This window comes from Amycolatopsis sp. NPDC051716, assembly GCF_040681595.1.
In the GTDB taxonomy this organism is placed as follows: domain Bacteria; phylum Actinomycetota; class Actinomycetes; order Mycobacteriales; family Pseudonocardiaceae; genus Amycolatopsis.
In genome coordinates this window covers 30069-46371 of sequence record NZ_JBFAZA010000042.1, presented here as the reverse complement: position 1 = coordinate 46371, position 16303 = coordinate 30069, and the positions used below count along the sequence as shown (strand labels likewise).

Here is a 16303-nt window from a genome sequence, read left to right as displayed (position 1 = left end):
TGCCTCAGAAACCCTGGGCGAGCCGGTGGTAGGCCTGGTTCCACCGGATGCGGTCGGCGAAGTCGTGCGGGGTCGTGTCCTTGTCGATGACCAGGAGCTCGACGCCGAGCAGGTTCGCGAAGTCGCGCAGGGTCTCGGTGCCCACGGCCTGGGTGAGCACGGTGTGGTGCGGGCCGCCCGCGGTGATCCACGACTCCGCGGACGTCGCCAGCGACGGCGCCGGCTCCCAGACCGCCCGGGCGACCGGCAGGTTGGGCAGCGGCTCGTCCGGCGCGACGACGTCGATCTCGTTGGCCACCAGCCGGAACCGGTCGCCGAGGTCGACCAGGCCGAGGACGACACCGGGGCCGGGTGCGGCGTCGAACACGAGCCGGACCGGGTCCTCGCGGCCGCCGATGCCCAGCGCGTGGATCTCGCAGGACGGCTTGGCGGCGGCGATGGTCGGGCAGACCTCCAGCATGTGGGCGCCGAGGATCTTCGGCTTCCCGGGCCCGAAGTGGTAGGTGTAGTCCTCCATGAACGACGTGCCGAGGGTCTTCCCGACGCCCATCGCCTTGACCGCGGCCAGCAGCGCCGAGGTCTTCCAGTCGCCCTCGCCGCCGAAGCCGTAGCCGTCGGCCATCAGGCGCTGCACCGCGAGGCCGGGCAGCTGCCGCAGGCCGCCGAGGTCCTCGAAGTTCGTGGTGAACGCGCCGAACCCGCCGTCGGTGAGGAACTTGCGCATCCCGGCTTCGATGCGGGCGGCGTACTGCAGCGACTCGTGCCGCGCTCCCCCGGCCGCCAGCTCCGGCACAACGTTGTATTCCTCGGCGTACCGCTGCACCAGTGCGTCCACGGTGCCCTTTTCGGACACCGCGTCCACGAGTTCCACGAGGTCGTTGACGCCGTAGGTGTTGACCGAGACGCCGAACCGCAGTTCGGCCTCGACCTTGTCGCCTTCGGTGACGGCGACGTCGCGCATGTTGTCGCCGAACCGGGCCAGCCGCAGGTTCCGCAGGTGGTCGGCGCCGATCGCGGCCCGCGCCCACGCGTCGATCCGCGCGACGACGGCCGGGTCGGACACGTGCCCGGCCACCGTCTTGCGCGGCACGCCGAGGCGGGTCTGGATGAACCCGAACTCCCGGTCGCCGTGCGCGGCCTGGTTGAGGTTCATGAAGTCCATGTCGATGGTGGACCACGGGAGCGCCTCGTTGAGCTGCGTGTGCAGGTGCAGCAGCGGCTTGCGCAGGGCGTCGAGCCCGGTGATCCACATCTTCGCGGGCGAGAAGGTGTGCATCCACGCGATCACGCCGACGCAGGCGGCGTCGGCGTTGGCCTCCTGCAGCACGCGGCGGATCGAGGAGGCCTCGGTCAGCACCGGCTTGCCGACGATCTCGGCCGGGAGCGAGCCGGAGGAGGCGAGCAGTTGCTGGATGCGCAGCGACTGGCCGGCGACCTGCTCGAGGGTCTCCTCGCCGTAGAGGGCCTGGCTGCCGGTGAGGAACCAGAGCTGGGGTTTCGATGCCGAAGTCATCGTTCTCCTTGGGAAGATCAGTGCTGGCCGTAGACGTTCTGGTACCGGGCGTAGAGCCGGTCGACGTCCTCGGGCGGGAGGGGTTCGGGCGTGCCGAGCTCGAAGGCCTTGTGGACGGTGCGGGCCACCTCTTCGACCAGCACCGCGGCCTTGACCGCGGCGCGGGCGGTGCGGCCGACGGTGAACGGGCCGTGGTTGCGCATCAGCACCGCGCGCGAGCGGCTCGAGCGAAGCGTTTCGACGATGCCGCGGCCGATGGAGTCGTCGCCGATCAGGGCGAACGGCCCGACCGGGATCTCCCCGCCGAACTCGTCGGCGATCATCGTCAGCACGCACGGGATCGGCTCGCCGCGGGCCGCCCACGCCGTGGCGTAGGTCGAGTGGGTGTGCACGACGCCGCCGATCTCCGGCATGTGCCGGTAGACGTACGCGTGCGCGGCGGTGTCCGACGAGGGCGCGAGCTCGCCTTCGACGAGCTCGCCGTGCAGGTCGGTGACGACCATGGTGTCGGCGGACAGGTCGTCGTAGGACACCCCCGACGGCTTGATGACCAGCAGGTCCCGGTCGGGGACGCGCGCCGAGACGTTGCCCGCGGTCCAGACGACCAGCTCGTTGCGGGTCAGCTCGCCGTGCAGCTTCGCGACCGTCTCCCGGAGTTCGGTGACGGTGTCGAGCACTTCACCGGTCAGCGACATCAGGACTGTCCTTTCGCGACGGCCTTCGAAACGGCCCGGCGGCGGGCGGCCAGGCGGTGCATGACATCGTTGCCGCCCCGGCCGAAGTAGTCGTGCAGCTGCGTGTATTCGGCGTACAGCTCGTCGTAGGCGACGACGTGCGCGGGCACCGGCCGGTACACCGCGCGCTCGACCGAGCCCATCGCGGCGGCGGCCTCGCGGATGTCCGCGTGGGCCCCGGCGGCGACGGCCGCGTGGATGGCCGACCCGAGCGCGGGTCCCTGCGCCGAGCCGATGACCGACAGCGGGAGGTTGGTGACGTCGGCGTAGATCTGCATCAGCAGCGCGTTCTTCGTCAGCCCGCCCGCGATGATCAGCTCGGTGACCGGGACGCCGGCGGCGTTGAACGTCTCGATGATCTTCCGGGTGCCGAAGGCGGTGGCCTCCAGCAGGGCGCGGTAGGTGTCCTGGGGACGAGTGGCGAGCGTCTGCCCGACGATGACGCCGGAGAGCTCGTGGTCGACCAGCACCGACCGGTTGCCGCTGTGCCAGTCCAGCGCGATCAGGCCGTGTTCGCCGATCTCCTGCTGGGCGGCGAGGCGGGTGAGGTGCTCGTGCCCTTCGGAGGACGCCGGGACGCCGTGCTCGACGAACCAGCCGAAGATGTCGCCGACGCCGCTCTGGCCGGCCTCGTACCCCCAGAGCCCGGCCACGATGCCGCCTTCGACGACCCCGCACATGCCGGGGACCTCGCGCAGCTCGGCGCCGTTCATCACGTGGCAGGTCGAGGTGCCCATGATCGCCACCATCTGCCCGGGCTCGACGGCCTGGGCGGCGGGCGCGGTGACGTGCGCGTCGACGTTGCCGACGGCGACCGCGATGCCTTCGGGCAGCCCGGTCCAGGCCGCGGCTTCCGCGGTCAGCGATCCGGCGCGGGAGCCCAGCTGGCCCAGCGGGTGCTCCAGCTTGTCGGCCACGAAGGACTCGAAGCCGGGGGCGAGCTCGCGGAGGAAGTCGCGGCTGGGGTACTGGCCGTCCTGCAGGATGCCCTTGTAGCCGGCCGTGCAGGCGTTGCGGACGTAGGTGCCGGCGAGCTGCCAGACGATCCAGTCGGCCGCCTCCACCCAGTGCCGCATCGCGGCGTAGACCTCGGGCGCCTCTTCGAACAGCTCCAGGGCCTTGGCGAACTCCCACTCCGAGGAGATCAGCCCGCCGTAGCGCGGGAGCCACTTCTCGCCGCGGGCGCGGGCCAGGTCGTTGATCCGCACGGCCTGCGGCTGCGCCGAGTGGTGCTTCCAGAGCTTCACGTACGCGTGCGGGTTGCCCTCGAACTCGGGCAGTTCGCACAGCGGCGTCCCGTCCGCGGTCGTCGGCACCATCGTGCACGCGGTGAAGTCGGTGGCGATGCCGACGACGTCGGCCGCGTCGACGCCGGCGTCCCGCAGCGCCGCCGGGACGGCGTTGCGCAGCACCCCGACGTAGTCCGCCGGCACCTGCAGCGCCCATTCCGGCGGCAACTCGCGGCCCGTGGCGGGCAGCGTCTCGTCGAGCACCCCGTGCGGGTACTCGAAGACGCCGGAGCCGAGTTCGGCCCCGTCAGCCACGCGCACGACCACCGCGCGGCCCGACAGCGTGCCGAAGTCGACGCCGACGGTGAGTGGTTCTCCCACGGTGTCTTCCCTCCTGGTTGGTGACCGGGACGCGGCGCGGGCGGCGGTGAACGCGCCGCGTCCCGGGGTCTTAGCGGCCGGTGAGGACCAGCGTCGTCACGGAGTTGGCCGGCAACGTCAGCTTCGACGTCGCGGCCAGGCCGGTGATCTCCCTGGTCTGCGGCACGATGGCGGTCGGCGCGGCGAGGCTGTTGCGCCCCGCCGGATCGCCGGTGAGCGTGGTGAGCGTGCCGGTGCCGTCGACGGCGGTGACGCCGGTGAGCGCCAGCCGTGCGGTCTGCACCTGCGGAGTCGGGTTGACGAGTTTGACCGTGAAGGTCTTCCTTCCGCTCTTCGTGGTCACGTTGACCACCTGCCGCAGGGGGCTGCCCTGGTTGAGGCGGCTGGTGACGATCTGCTTGCCGAGGGTGCTGGAGAACATCTGCTGCACCCAGTACGACGGCGAACCGTAGCTGCTGCCGGCGTCGAGCCCGATCAGGTTGACCGGCCAGTTGGGCTGGTTCTCGTGCACCAGCACCGGCGCGTACATCGAGCCGATGACGACGTCGCTGTTGCGTTCGAGCCCGGTGAGGAACGCGGCCTCGCCGATGGCGGCGGCCAGGGTGCCGGTGGGCCGGCCGTCCTGGGCGCCGTACTCGCCGACGAGGATGTCCGGGCCGCTGCGGTCGGCGGTGTCGTAGCGGGTCGAGTTGTCGGTGAACCACTGCGGCGACTGGTAGTAGTGGTCGTCCGCGGCGTCCGGGCGCACCCCGGTCGACGTGCTCGACGCGGCCCCGCCCTGCAGGCCGCCGGTGGTGGCGATGACGGTCAGCTGCGGGTACTTCGCCTTGATGGCGTTGTTCAGGTCGGTGAAGCGCCAGGCGTAGCTGCCGGAGGTGTCGAACCAGTCCTCGTTGCCGACCTCGACGTAGTGCAGGTCGAACGGCGCCGCGTGCCCGTCGGCGATCCGCTTGGCGCCCCAGGTCGTCGAGCTGTCGCCGATGGCGTACTCGATCTCGTCGAGGGCTTCCTGGACGTACTGCGGGTAGTCGGCCTGGCTGACGTGCTGGCCGTTGAGGGTGTAGCCGGCGAACAGCGCGAGCAGCGGCTGGGCGCCGATGTCCTCGGCGAGCTTGAGGTAGTCGAGGATGCCGAAGCCGTCGGTGGACCAGTAGCCCCACGCGGTGTTCTGGTGGCCGGGCCGCTGCTCGAGCGGGCCGATGGTGTTCTTCCACGCGAACCGGGTGTCGAGCGTGTTGCCCTCGAGGTAGTTGCCGCCGGGGACGCGGAACAGGCCGAGCTTCATCGCCGCGAGCTTCTGCCCGAGGTCGGCGCGGACGCCGTTGGGCCGGTTCTTGAAGGTCGGCGGGAACACCGACACCTGCTGGAACCAGGCGTCCCCGCTCAGCGCCTTCTTGCCCTTGTTGACCAGGGACACGACGATCCGGTTGTCGGTGGACGCGGTGATCGTCGACGGCGTGGTGAAGCTGAAGCTCTGCTGCGCCCAGGCCGGGCCGACCGGCTGGAGGTCCTTGCTCGCCAGCACGGTGCCGTCCGGCTTCTCCAGGCTGACCCGGACGCCGCCGGTCCACGTCCCCTTGGCGAAGAGGCTGCCGGTGTACTTGGTGGACGGCTTCGCGGCGACACCGTAGAAGCCGACGTTCGCGGCGGCCACCCGGCCCGCGGCCGGGACCGCGTCGGCGTGCAGCTTGAGCGAGCGGTCGAGCGCGGTGTTCAGCGGGTTCGCGGTGTCGGCCGAGTAGGCACCGGCCGCGCCCGCCGAGGTGACCAGCGACCAGTACGGCACCGGGGTGTCGCCCGCGCCGCTGCCGGGCTGGTAGCCCTCTTTGAAGGTGCGGTTGCGGACGAGCTCGGCGTAGAGGCCGCCTTCGACGGAGTGGCTGATGTCTTCGAGGATCGAGCCGTAGGTGGTCGGCCGGGTGTTGGCGCGGACGACGTTGGCGTCGACGGCGAGCTGGTTCGCCCCGGCGAGGGTGCCGATCCGGTCCGCGGTGAGCGGGAAGCGGCGCAGCTCGACCTCGTCGACGGCACCGGTGAACCCGGCGCCGACGGTGAACGGCGCCGCCGCGGTGCCCGAAGCCGGGCAGGCGGAGACGTCGAGGGTCGTGCCGGTGGGCGTGCCGCACGTGCTGGTGACCGCGGCCGCGTCGCCGTCGGCGTAGACGGTGAGCCGCTGGGAGGCGCGGTCGAGGACGAGGGCGGCGTGGTGCCAGTTCCCGTCGGCGAGCCCGCCGCCGTTCGTGGTCACCTGGATCGTGCCGACGCGGGCGGTGAGCTTGCCGCCGGTGACGCCGAGCGCGTAACCGTCGCCGTGGTCGGCCAGGGTGCCCGCCGCGGTGGTGCGGAACCACGCGGCCAGCGACAGCGAGCCGGTGCCGGTGTCGAACGCGGGCGAGGTGCCCATGTCCACAGTGGACTTGCCGTCGAGCTGGACGGCCTTGCCGGCCGCTCCGGCGGTCCAGGTGGCGCCCTTCAGCGTGCCGTCGGCGGCGTTCGCCGAGGCGTCGCGGGCGACCGTGCCGGTGCCCTCGTCGAAGTGCCACGAGCCGCTCGCGGCCAGCGCGGCGACGGCGGACGCGGTCAAGGGCGTCGGGTACGCGCGCACGTCGTCGACGCCGCCGGCGAACCAGTCGACCGGGTTCCCGGCCCACTTGCCGCGGCCGATCTCCAGGTGCCCGGCCGCGGTCCACGGCGTCGTGAACGGGACGCTCTGCTGGAGGGTTCCGTTGACGTAGAGGGAAAGCGTGCCGGCCGCCCGGTTGTAGACACCCACGAGGTGCTGCCACTGGCCGGCCTGCGCGGGCAGCGTGGACACCGCCGAGGACGCGGCGGAGTCACCGTCGGCCGCGCGGCGGGCGAAGGCGAACCGGCCGTCCGCGGCGCGCTGGAGGTAGAAGCCGCTGATCGTCGAGCCGTCGACGCTCACGGCGGTCCGGAAGCCGGCGGCCGCGGTGGGCTTGACCCACGCCGACACCGAGAAGCTCTGCGCGGTGTCCACGACCGGAGCCGGGACGTCGACCGCGGCGTCGGTGCCGTTCAGCGCGACGCCGTGCGGACCGACGACGCTGTCGCCCCAGGCCGCGCCGCCGGTGAGGGTGGCGGTGCGCGCGTCGAGGGAGTCGTCCGCCGTGGTCGTGCCGGTGCCCTCGTCGAGGCCCCAGTGCCCGGCGATGGCCAGGCGCGCCGCGGCGGCCGCGGTCAGGGCGCCCGAGTAGGCGCGGACGTCGTCGATCGTGCCGTCGACGAAGTCCACCGGGTTGCCGCCGTACTTGCCGCGGCCGATCACCAGGTGCCCGGTGCCCGCCCACGCGGTGGGCGCGGCGACGGTGGCCTGCCGGGTGCCGTCGACGTAGAGCGACAGCGTCGACGCGCTCGCGTCGTACACGCCGGCCAGCTGGTACCACTGGCCCGCGACGGGGTCGAAGTTCGCCGAGGCGACGACGCCGTCGGCCGGGGCGTCCCCGGCCAGGCGCGTGAAGGCGAACCGGCGGGAGTCGTCGCGGAACTGCAGGAAGAAGTTGCTCACCTGGGAGCCGTCGACGCTGACGAACGTCTGGAAGCCGGCCGTCTTGTCCAGCTTCACCCAGCTGCTCACGGAGAAGCTCTTGGTCGTGTCGAGCACCGGCGCCCCGGCGTCGGCGAAACCGTTCGCGCCATCGGTCGTCAGGGCGCCGCCGCGGATGCCCGGCCCCCAGCCCGCTCCCCCGGCCAGCGTCGCCGGGTGGCTGCCCGCCGTGTCGGCCGCGGTCGTGCCGCTGCCGTCGTCGAACGCCCAGTGCCCGGCCAGTGCCGGGTCGGCGTCCGCCGAGGCGGCCGGAGCCACCGCCACCGGAACGCCGGCGCACAGCGCCAGGGCGGCGAGCACGGCCATGGGCCGCCGCAGTCTGCGGAGCATTGCTCTCCCTTGAGTGTGAGCGCTCACATGGTCCACCCGGGCGGCGGACCGGGTGTCAGCGGGTCCGTCTGGTGACGAGGCGTTGCAGGACGATGAAGACGAACAGCAGGGCCCCGGTGATGATCGAGGTCCACCAGGAGTTGAGGGTGCCGTCGAAGGTGATCAGGGTCTGGATGATGCCGAGCACCATGATCCCCAGCACCGTCCCGAGCACGTAGCCGGAACCACCGGTGAGGATGGTGCCGCCGATGACGACCGCGGCGATCGCCGTCAGCTCCAGGCCGACGCCGTTGAGCGGGTCGCCCGAGGACTTGTAGAGCACCAGCAGCAGCCCGCCGAGCGCCGAGCAGACCCCGCTGATCGTGTAGACCGCGATCTTGGTGCGGCCGGTCTTGAGCCCCATCAGCATCGCGGACTGGGCGTTGCCCCCGATCGAGTACACCGTGCGCCCGAACCGGGTGAACGCCAGGACGTAGGCCGCGGCGGCGACGACCAGCAGGGAGACCACCACGCTGATCGAGATGTGCAGCTCGCCGCCGAGCGGGATCTGCGTCTGGGCCAGGGTGGCGATCGTCGCGTTGTCGATCGAGTAGGCCTCGGTGGTGATCGTGTAGCAGAGGCCGCGGGCGAAGAACATCCCGATCAGCGTCGCGATGAACGGCTGGATCTCGAAGAAGTGGATCAGCGCGCCCATCCCGGCGCCCAGCACCGCGCCGACGACCAGCACCACGGCGATCGCCGCGTACGCCGGCCAGCCGTGCTTCTGCATCAGGTCGCCGGAGATCACCGTGGACAGCGCGACCACCGACCCGACGGACAGGTCGATGCCGCCGGTGAGGATCACGAACGTCATGCCGACGGCGACCACGAGCAGGAAGGCGTTGTTGATGAACAGGTCGAGGATGACCTGCCCCGAGCCGAACGCCTCGTAGCTCGACGCGCCGAAGATGTACGCACCGATGAGCAGCGCCATCGTCGCGAGGATCGGCAGGTGCCGCTGCTGCGGCCGGTAGCCCTTGACGCGGGCGAGCGTGGTCATGCCGTGACCTCCACCTTCTCGGGAGCGGGCGTGGCGGCCGGCAGGCCCGGCCGGTGCGTCCGGCGGCGCCGGAGCTTCCGGCGGAAGGCCGGCGACTGCAGGAGGCACACCGCCAGCACGACCAGGGCCTTGAACAGCATGATCGCCTCGGGCGGGATGCCGAGGGCGTAGACGGTGGTGGTGAGCGTCTGGATGAGGAGCGCGCCGATCACCGAGCCGCCGAGGGAGAACCGGCCGCCGGTCAGCTGGGTGCCGCCGACCACGACGGCGAGGATCGCGTCGAGTTCGATGAACAGGCCGGCGTGGTTGCCGTCGGCGCTGTGCACGTTCGCGCTGATCATCAGCCCGGCGATGCCCGCGCACAGCGCGCAGAAGACGTAGACGAGCCAGGTCAGCCGCGCCGAGCGGAGCCCGGCCAGCCGGCTGGCTTCGGGGTTGCCGCCGACGGCCTCGACCAGCAGGCCGAGCGCGGACCGGCGGACGAGCACCGACGCGAGCACGAACACCGCCAGCGCGATGAGGATGGCGCCGGGCAGGGTGAACAGGAACCCGCTGCCGATCCACTCGAAGGAGTGGGAGTTGACGGTGATGATCTGGCCGTCGGTGATCAGCTGCGCGATGCCCCGGCCGGCGACCATGAGGATCAGCGTGGCGATGATCGGCTGGATGCCCAGTGCCGCGACGAGCCAGCCGTTCCACACCCCGAGCACCAGGGACAGGCCCAGCGCCAGGCCGAACGCGATCAGCGTGGTGCCGGCGCCGTCGGGGTTGTCGCTGACCCAGAGGCAGGCGAGCGCGCCGCTGATCGCCACGACCGAGCCGACCGACAGGTCGATGCCGCGGGTGGCGATCACCAGCGTCATGCCGATCGCGATGAGGATCAGCGGGGCGCCGTTCTTGAGGATGTCGACGAGGTTCCCGTAGAGGTGCCCGTCGCGCAGCTCGATCTTGAAGAACGACGGGCTCGCGATCAGGTCGCCCACCAGCAGTACCAGCAGGGCCACCACGGGCCAGAACAGCCGGTGTTTCGTCAATCCCTTCAAGGCAGTCACGCCTGCACCCCCTCGGCCATCGTGGCCATGATGTCGTCCGCGGTGAGGCCCTGGTTGTCCCGCTCGGCCACGACCTTGCGGTCCCGCAGCACCACGACCCGGTGGCTGAGCCGCAGGACCTCTTCGAGTTCGGCGGAGATGTACACGACGGCCATCCCGTCGCCCGAGAGCTGGGTGACCAGCCGCTGGATCTCCGTCTTGGCGCCGATGTCGATGCCGCGGGTGGGCTCGTCGAGGATCAGCAGCCGCGGTTCGGTGATGAGCCAGCGGCCCAGCAGCACCTTCTGCTGGTTGCCGCCGGAAAGGTTGCCCACCAGCGCTTCGGGGTTGGCGGGCCGGATGTCGAGCGCCTTGATGTACTTCTCGGCGATTTCGTCCTGGCGGCGGCGCGAAAGCGGCCGCGCCCAGCCGCGGGAGGCCTGGAGCGCGAGGACGATGTTCTCCCGGACGGTGAGCTCTTCGACGAGTCCCTCGGCCTTGCGGTTCTCCGAGAGGAACGCGATCTTGTGGTCGAGCCCGGCCCGCGGGGTGCGCAGCGCGGTCGTGGTGCCGTCGACCTGCACCGAGCCGCTGTCGGCGTGGTCGGCGCCGAAGAGCAGCCGGGCGAGTTCGGTGCGCCCGGAGCCGAGCAGGCCGGCCAGCCCGACGACCTCGCCGGCGTGGATGGCGAGGTCGAAGGGCGCGACCCCGCCCTTGCGGCCGAGGCCTTCGGCGGCCAGCAGCACCGGCGCGCCGGCGACCTCGGCCCGGCTGGGGCCGGAGTCCTCCAGGTCCTCGAGGACCTGGAGTTCCTTGCCGATCATCTTGGTGACCAGCTCGACCGGCGTGATCTCCGCGGTGGGGTACTCGCCGATCAGCTTTCCGTTGCGCAGCACGGTCATCCGGTCGGCGATGGCGAAGACCTGGTCGATGAAGTGGGACACGAACAGGATCGCCATCCCGCTTTCGCGCAGGGACCGGACGACCTTCAGCAGCTGCTCGACCTCGCCGGCGTCCAAACTGGACGTCGGCTCGTCGAGGACGAGCACCCGCGCGTCGACGTCGAGCGCGCGGGCGATCGCCACCAGCTGCTGTACCGCGATGGAACAGGTGGACAGTTCGGCCGAGACGTCCACGTGGACGTCGAGCCGGGCCAGGAGTTCCTCGGCCCGCCGCCGCATCGGGCCCCACTGGATGCGGCCGAAGCGGCGGGGTTCCCGGCCGAGGCAGACGTTCTCCGCCACGGACAGGTTCGGGCAGAGGTTGACTTCCTGGTAGACCGTGCTGATGCCGGCCTGCTGGGCCTCGCCGGGCCCGGTGAAGGCGACTTGGCCGCCGCTGAGTTCGATCGTGCCCGCGTCCACCCCGTACACCCCGGTCAGCACCTTGATGAGGGTGGACTTGCCGGCGCCGTTCTCGCCCATCAGGGCGTGGACTTCGCCGGGGTACATCCGGAAGTCGACCCCGTCGAGGGCGAGGACGCCGGGGAACTCCTTGCGGATACCGCTCATCCGCACCATGGGTTGCGGTTCAGGCATTTGGTGTGCTCCGGGGTGGACGCGGGTCGGGATCAGTACTGGCGCTGCGGCAGCGCGGTCTTGGCCGCCGCCTGGTCGAACTCGGTTTCCTTGGTCTCGATGCGGGCGGGCACCTGCTCGCCGGCGGCGACCTTCTTCACCAGGTCCATCAGCTGCGGGCCGAGCAGCGGGTTGCATTCGACGATGTGGTTGATCTTGCCGTCGGCCAGCGCCTGCATGCCGTCCTTCACGGCGTCCACGGAGACGATCTTGATGTCCTTGCCCGGGACCTTGCCCGCGGCTTCGATGGCCTCGATGGCGCCGAGGGCCATGTCGTCGTTGTGGGCGTAGAGGACGTCGATCTTGGGCTGGGACTTCAGGAAGGCCTCCATGACCTCCTTGCCCTTGGCGCGGGTGAACTCACCGGTCTGCGAGGCGACGATCTTGTACTTCGGGTCCGCCGCGATGACGTCCCCGAAGCCCTTCTTGCGGTCGTTCGCCGGCGCGGAGCCGGTGGTGCCCTGCAGCTCGACGATGTTCACGTCACCGGTGGCGCTGCCGTACTCCTTGGTCAGCCACTCCCCCGCCTTCTTGCCCTCGGCGACGAAGTCGGAGCCGAGGAAGGTCTTGTAGAGGGACTTGTCCGGCGAGTCGATCGCCCGGTCGGTGAGGATGACCGGGATGTTGGCCGTCTTGGCCTCCTTGAGGACGGTGTCCCAGCCGGACTCGACGACCGGCGAGAAGGCGATGACCTTGACCTTCTGCTGGATGTACGAGCGGATCGCGGAGATCTGGTTCTCCTGCTTCTGCTGCGCGTCGGAGAACTTGAGTTCGATCCCGGCGGTCTTCGCCGATTCCTGGATCGACTTCGTGTTCGCCGTCCGCCAGCCGCTCTCGGCGCCCACCTGGGCGAACCCGAGCGTGGTCGCCCCGCCCGAGCTGCCGGACGAACCGCCACTCCCGCAGGCGGTGAGCAGCACGAGTCCGGCCGCCGCGGCCGCCGCGGCGGCCCATCGCTTATTCAGCACGTTCACTCCTCGATCGACGATGATCAGTGGGAAAACCTTTGTGGGGACTATTCGGGGGTGAAACCTGGTGTTGCGTGTTAGCGCTAACAATCCCTCGGGAACCACCGGTCCCCGCCGGCCGCCGCGCTAGCGCGGTCCGGTGCTCTCGCGCACGATCAACTCGGGGACGACCAGGGCGCGCGCGTGCCGGTCGCCTCCGTCCATCCGCCCGGCCAGCAGGCCGAACGTACGCCGTCCGACTTCGATGAAGTCCTGGCGCACCGTCGTCAGCGGCGGCGTGAAGTACGCCGCCTCGGGGACATCGTCGAAGCCCGCCACGCGCACGTCCCGCGGCACCGAGATGCCCGCTTCGGCGAACGCGCGCAGCAGGCCCAGTGCCATCTGGTCGTTGCCGGCGAAGACGGCGTCCAGATCCTTTTCCTTGGCGAGGGATCTCCCCGCCTCGTAGCCGGACCGCGAGCTCCAGTCGCCGCGGATCACCTGCGGGGCCCCGACTCCGTGGCGTTCCAGGGTTTCCCGCCAGCCGAGCTCGCGGTCGCGGGCCTCCAGCCAGTCCTCCGGCCCGGCGATGTGCCACACCGTGCGGTGGCCCAGCGCCAGGAGGTGTTCGGTGGCGCGGCGGGCGCCGTCGCGCTGGTCGACCGAGATGACCGGCACCGGTGCCGTCTCCCCGCCGCCGACCGCGACGACCGGGAAGTCCGCGGGTGCCGCTTCCAGCGCCCGGCCCGCACTGACGTGCGGGGCGATCACGATGACGCCCTCGACCGCTTGGCGGCGCAGGTTCTCCACCGCGTCGGCGATCGACGACCGGCCAGGACGGCTGACACTGGAGATCGTGATCGCGTACCCGGCTTCCCGGGCGGCGTTCTCGATGCCGTACAGCGTGCTGGCCGGACCGTACAAATTGGATTCGAGCGCGACCACGCCGAGCGTGCCGGTCCGTCCGGTGACCAGCGCGCGGGCCGCGGAATTGGGCCGGTAGCCCAGTTCCTCGATCGCCGCGAGCACCCGGGCCCGGGTTTCGGGGCGCACCGGGCCGGTTCCGTTGATCACCCGGGACACGGTCATGTGGGACACGCCCGCCACCCCCGCGACGTCGGTCAGGCTCGGCTGGCGCGTCCCGGCGTTGGTCGCCTTCAGGGGGCCGCCGGAGCGGGGTCGTTCGGCCACCGGCGTCCCCTTCCGTCCGCTCCGACATGGTCTGCGTCACTGTTCGGGTGACGACGAGGAGTTAGTGTTAGCGATAACACCCACGGGGTCAAGACCGGGTCGCGTAACGGTCTAGTCACATGCCCTTCACATGGCCCCGACGACGAATTCGACGGCGCGACCTGCGCGGAGCGTCGTTTGAAATTCACCGCCCGTCAGCACCGCCCGGTGTTCAAGCCCATGTTCGCCGGTCTCGCGGGGCGTTTACCACACGCCGCCAACGGGCGATTCGAGGGCTCCGGGCGGCGAGTCAGAAGGCCACGGTGGCGGCGACGGGCAGGTGATCGCTGCCGGTCGCGGGCAACGTCCAAGCCGCCACCGGCCGCACGCCGTCGACGAAGATCTGGTCGATCCGGGCCAGCGGCAGCCCCGCCGGCCAGCTGAAGCCGAAACCGTCGCCGGCCTCGTCCTGCGCCGAGCGCATCCGCCCGGTGATCGGCGCGAGCGCGCGGTCGTCGGCGGTGCCGTTGAAATCGCCGACGAGCACGGTCCGCGGCGCGGATTCCGCGGCGACGGCGTCGGCGAGCAGGCCCATCGCGGCGTCGCGGCCGTTCGCGGTGAACCCGGCGTCGAGGCGCACGCGCACCGAAGGCAGGTGCGCCACGAAGACCGCCACCGGGCCCTTCGGAGTGTCCACAGTGGTCTGCAGCGCGCGGGTCCACGGCATGATCGCCACCGGCCGCGTGGCACGCAGCGGGAAGGTGCTCCACACCCCGACGGTGCCCTGGACGGAGTGGTACGGGTAGCCCGCGGCGAGGGCGTCCTCGTACTTCGGGACCTCGGACTTCTTCAGTTCTTCGAGCGCGATCACCTGGGCGCCGGAGGCGGCGAGGGCGCGCGCGGTCCCGGCCGGATCCGGGTTCTCGTCGTTCACGTTGTGCGAGACGATCGTGAGGTCCCCGCCCGGCTCGCGCTTGTCGAAGAGCCGGCCGCCGAAGCACCCGCCCCAGACCAGCGCCGGCAGCAGGAGGGCCACGAGGGCGAGCGCCGAGCGCCGCAGGAGCGCCGCGGCCAGCAGCGGCACGACGAGCAGGCCGGTCCAGGGCAGGAACGTCTCCAGCAGGCTGCCGCCGTTGCCCGCCCAATTGGGCACCAGCGGGTGCGCGAGCGGCAGCAGCGCCGTCAGGACGGCGAAGGCGGCGATGACGCGGCCGCGGCGCCACGCCCCGGCCCGGCGCGCGGGGACGGCCGGCAGCCGGATCGGCCCGGTCGTCGCGGTCATCGGGTGGCCGCCGGCAGCTCCCGCTGGATCGCGGCGATGAGCTTCTCGCTGTTCTCGAGCGCGGCCCGCAGCCCGGCCGCCGGGCTCCCGCCCGGGTTCTGGTGGAGGACGACGCCGAGGATCAGGGCACCGTCGCGGGCCCGCGCGGCCCACATCAGCGCCCCGCCGGCGGCGGTCGACGAGCCGGTCTTGAGCCCGATGACGCCGTCCCGGCCGAGGAGGGTGTTCGTGTTGACGACCGTTCCCGGCACGCCGTCGATCCGCAGGCTCGGGGTGGCGGCGATGGCGCGGATGACCGGGTTCTTCATCGCTTCCCGGGCCAGCCGGAGCTGGTCGGTGGCGGTGCTCGTGGTCGAGTCTTCGACGCCGCTGGCGCCGGTGTAGCTGGTGCTGGTCATCCCGAGGGCGGCGCCCTCGCGGTTCATCTTCGCGACGAAGGCGTCCTGGCTGCCGGCGTCCCACCGGGCGAGCAGGCGGGCGACGTTGTTGCCGGAGGGCACGAGCATCAGGGCGAGCAGGTCGCGTTCGCTGAAGAGACGCCCCGCCCGGACCGGCGCACTCGATTCCTCGGCCGAGGTGGACTCGGCTTCGGCCTGCTCGTCGACGGTGATCTCGGGGCCGGCCTCGCCGGGGCCGAGCGGGTGGTCCTTGAGCACGACGTAGGCGGTCATGACCTTGGTGACGCTGGCGATCGGCACGGGCCCCTGCTCACCGCGGCTGCCGAGCGACCCGAGGTTCTGCACTTCGGCACTCGACTGCCCCTCGGCGGGCCACGGCAGCGAAAGGTCGACGTCCGGCCGGGCGGCGAGAGCGCGCCCGGCGGTCTCGGGCGGGAAGACAACCCAGAGGCCGGCGGCCAGCCCCACGGCCACAGCGGCGGCCAGCCCCGCGGCGACGGGTGGGATGCGGGGACGGGCCATCGGTTTCCTCCGGGGTGCACTCGGTGCGCTCGGTGAAGCGCACACCGGTCACTTTGGCCGGAGAAGATCGCCGCTTTGTCGGGGATGTTCGACAGGTTTGAACCAGGAATGTCCCGATCTTGTAATGGAGGGGAAGAGGAAGCCGGGCGGGCCGGGCGGGGACGGAGGGCGGCAAGGGCCGGGAGCTGCCCCGGGGCGGGTGCAAGGCGAGCGGGGCCGCGACGGGGCTGCGCGGGAGCTGGGGCAGAGCGGGTCGCGGCGGAGCCGGGCCGGACCGGTCCCAGAACTGAGCGGAAGACCAGCCGGGCCGGGGCGGGCCGGGCCGCGTGGCGGAGTGGCCGGGCCGGGGTGGGCCGGGCCGGGCCGGGTGGCGGAGTGGCCAAGCCGGGCCGGGGTGGGCCGGGCCGCGTGGCGGAGTGGCCAAGCCGGGCCGGGCCGGGCCGCGTGGCGGAGTGGCCGGGCGCGGCGGGCGCGACGCGAGGCGGGCCGAAGCCAGGCCAGGTCCGGGCCGTCCCACCGGCCGGCGCGCCGAAGGGAGCTTCCCCCTCACCACCCGCGAGGAAAGCCCCCTTCAGCCGCCGCCGG

Annotated in this window: 11 protein-coding genes; all 11 read right to left on the bottom strand. The window is 71.7% G+C overall.

All coding sequences use genetic code 11. The annotated features are described in order from the left end of the window. Positions 1-4: 4 nt before the first annotated feature. Entirely contained in the window at positions 5-1513 is a 1509-nt protein-coding gene (araA, locus tag AB0M30_RS40005; RefSeq protein ID WP_364595507.1) for an L-arabinose isomerase, read from the bottom strand. A gap of 17 nt (positions 1514-1530) precedes the next feature. Further along, a complete protein-coding gene (locus AB0M30_RS40000; protein WP_103339091.1) occupies positions 1531-2208 on the bottom strand; it encodes an L-ribulose-5-phosphate 4-epimerase in 678 nt (225 codons plus the stop codon). Beyond that, complete coding sequence (gene araB, locus AB0M30_RS39995) at positions 2208-3857, bottom strand: ribulokinase (RefSeq protein ID WP_364595504.1); 1650 nt, start codon at positions 3855-3857, stop codon at positions 2208-2210. Before araB ends, AB0M30_RS40000 begins: the two co-directional genes overlap by 1 nt. Positions 3858-3927: 70 nt before the next feature. Then, a complete protein-coding gene (locus AB0M30_RS39990) occupies positions 3928-7752 on the bottom strand; it encodes a LamG-like jellyroll fold domain-containing protein (protein WP_364595501.1) in 3825 nt (1274 codons plus the stop codon). A gap of 55 nt (positions 7753-7807) precedes the next feature. Then, a complete protein-coding gene (gene yjfF / locus AB0M30_RS39985) occupies positions 7808-8791 on the bottom strand; it encodes a galactofuranose ABC transporter, permease protein YjfF (RefSeq protein WP_364595498.1) in 984 nt (327 codons plus the stop codon). Then, on the bottom strand, positions 8788-9834 hold the full coding sequence (locus AB0M30_RS39980; protein ID WP_364595606.1) for an ABC transporter permease: 1047 nt from the start codon (positions 9832-9834) through the stop codon (positions 8788-8790). Before AB0M30_RS39980 ends, yjfF begins: the two co-directional genes overlap by 4 nt. 5 nt (positions 9835-9839) lie before the next feature. Further along, the gene (locus AB0M30_RS39975; RefSeq protein ID WP_364595603.1) at positions 9840-11342 is read right to left on the bottom strand and encodes a sugar ABC transporter ATP-binding protein; all 1503 of its coding nucleotides are present in this window, start codon (positions 11340-11342) and stop codon (positions 9840-9842) included. Positions 11343-11392: 50 nt separating this feature from the next. Further along, complete coding sequence (locus tag AB0M30_RS39970) at positions 11393-12373, bottom strand: ABC transporter substrate-binding protein (protein WP_364595495.1); 981 nt, start codon at positions 12371-12373, stop codon at positions 11393-11395. A gap of 120 nt (positions 12374-12493) precedes the next feature. After that, entirely contained in the window at positions 12494-13537 is a 1044-nt protein-coding gene (locus AB0M30_RS39965; RefSeq protein ID WP_103339084.1) for a LacI family DNA-binding transcriptional regulator, read from the bottom strand. A 289-nt stretch (positions 13538-13826) separates the two neighbouring features. Next, positions 13827-14798 carry an endonuclease/exonuclease/phosphatase family protein gene (locus AB0M30_RS39960; RefSeq protein ID WP_364595492.1) on the bottom strand — a complete coding sequence of 324 codons (972 nt, stop codon included), beginning with the start codon at positions 14796-14798 and terminating at the stop codon, positions 13827-13829. Beyond that, positions 14795-15718: a serine hydrolase gene (locus tag AB0M30_RS39955; protein ID WP_364595489.1), complete on the bottom strand. Its 924-nt coding sequence runs from the start codon at positions 15716-15718 to the stop codon at positions 14795-14797. The genes AB0M30_RS39960 and AB0M30_RS39955 overlap by 4 nt, the downstream gene beginning before the upstream one ends. Positions 15719-16303 lie beyond the last annotated feature (585 nt).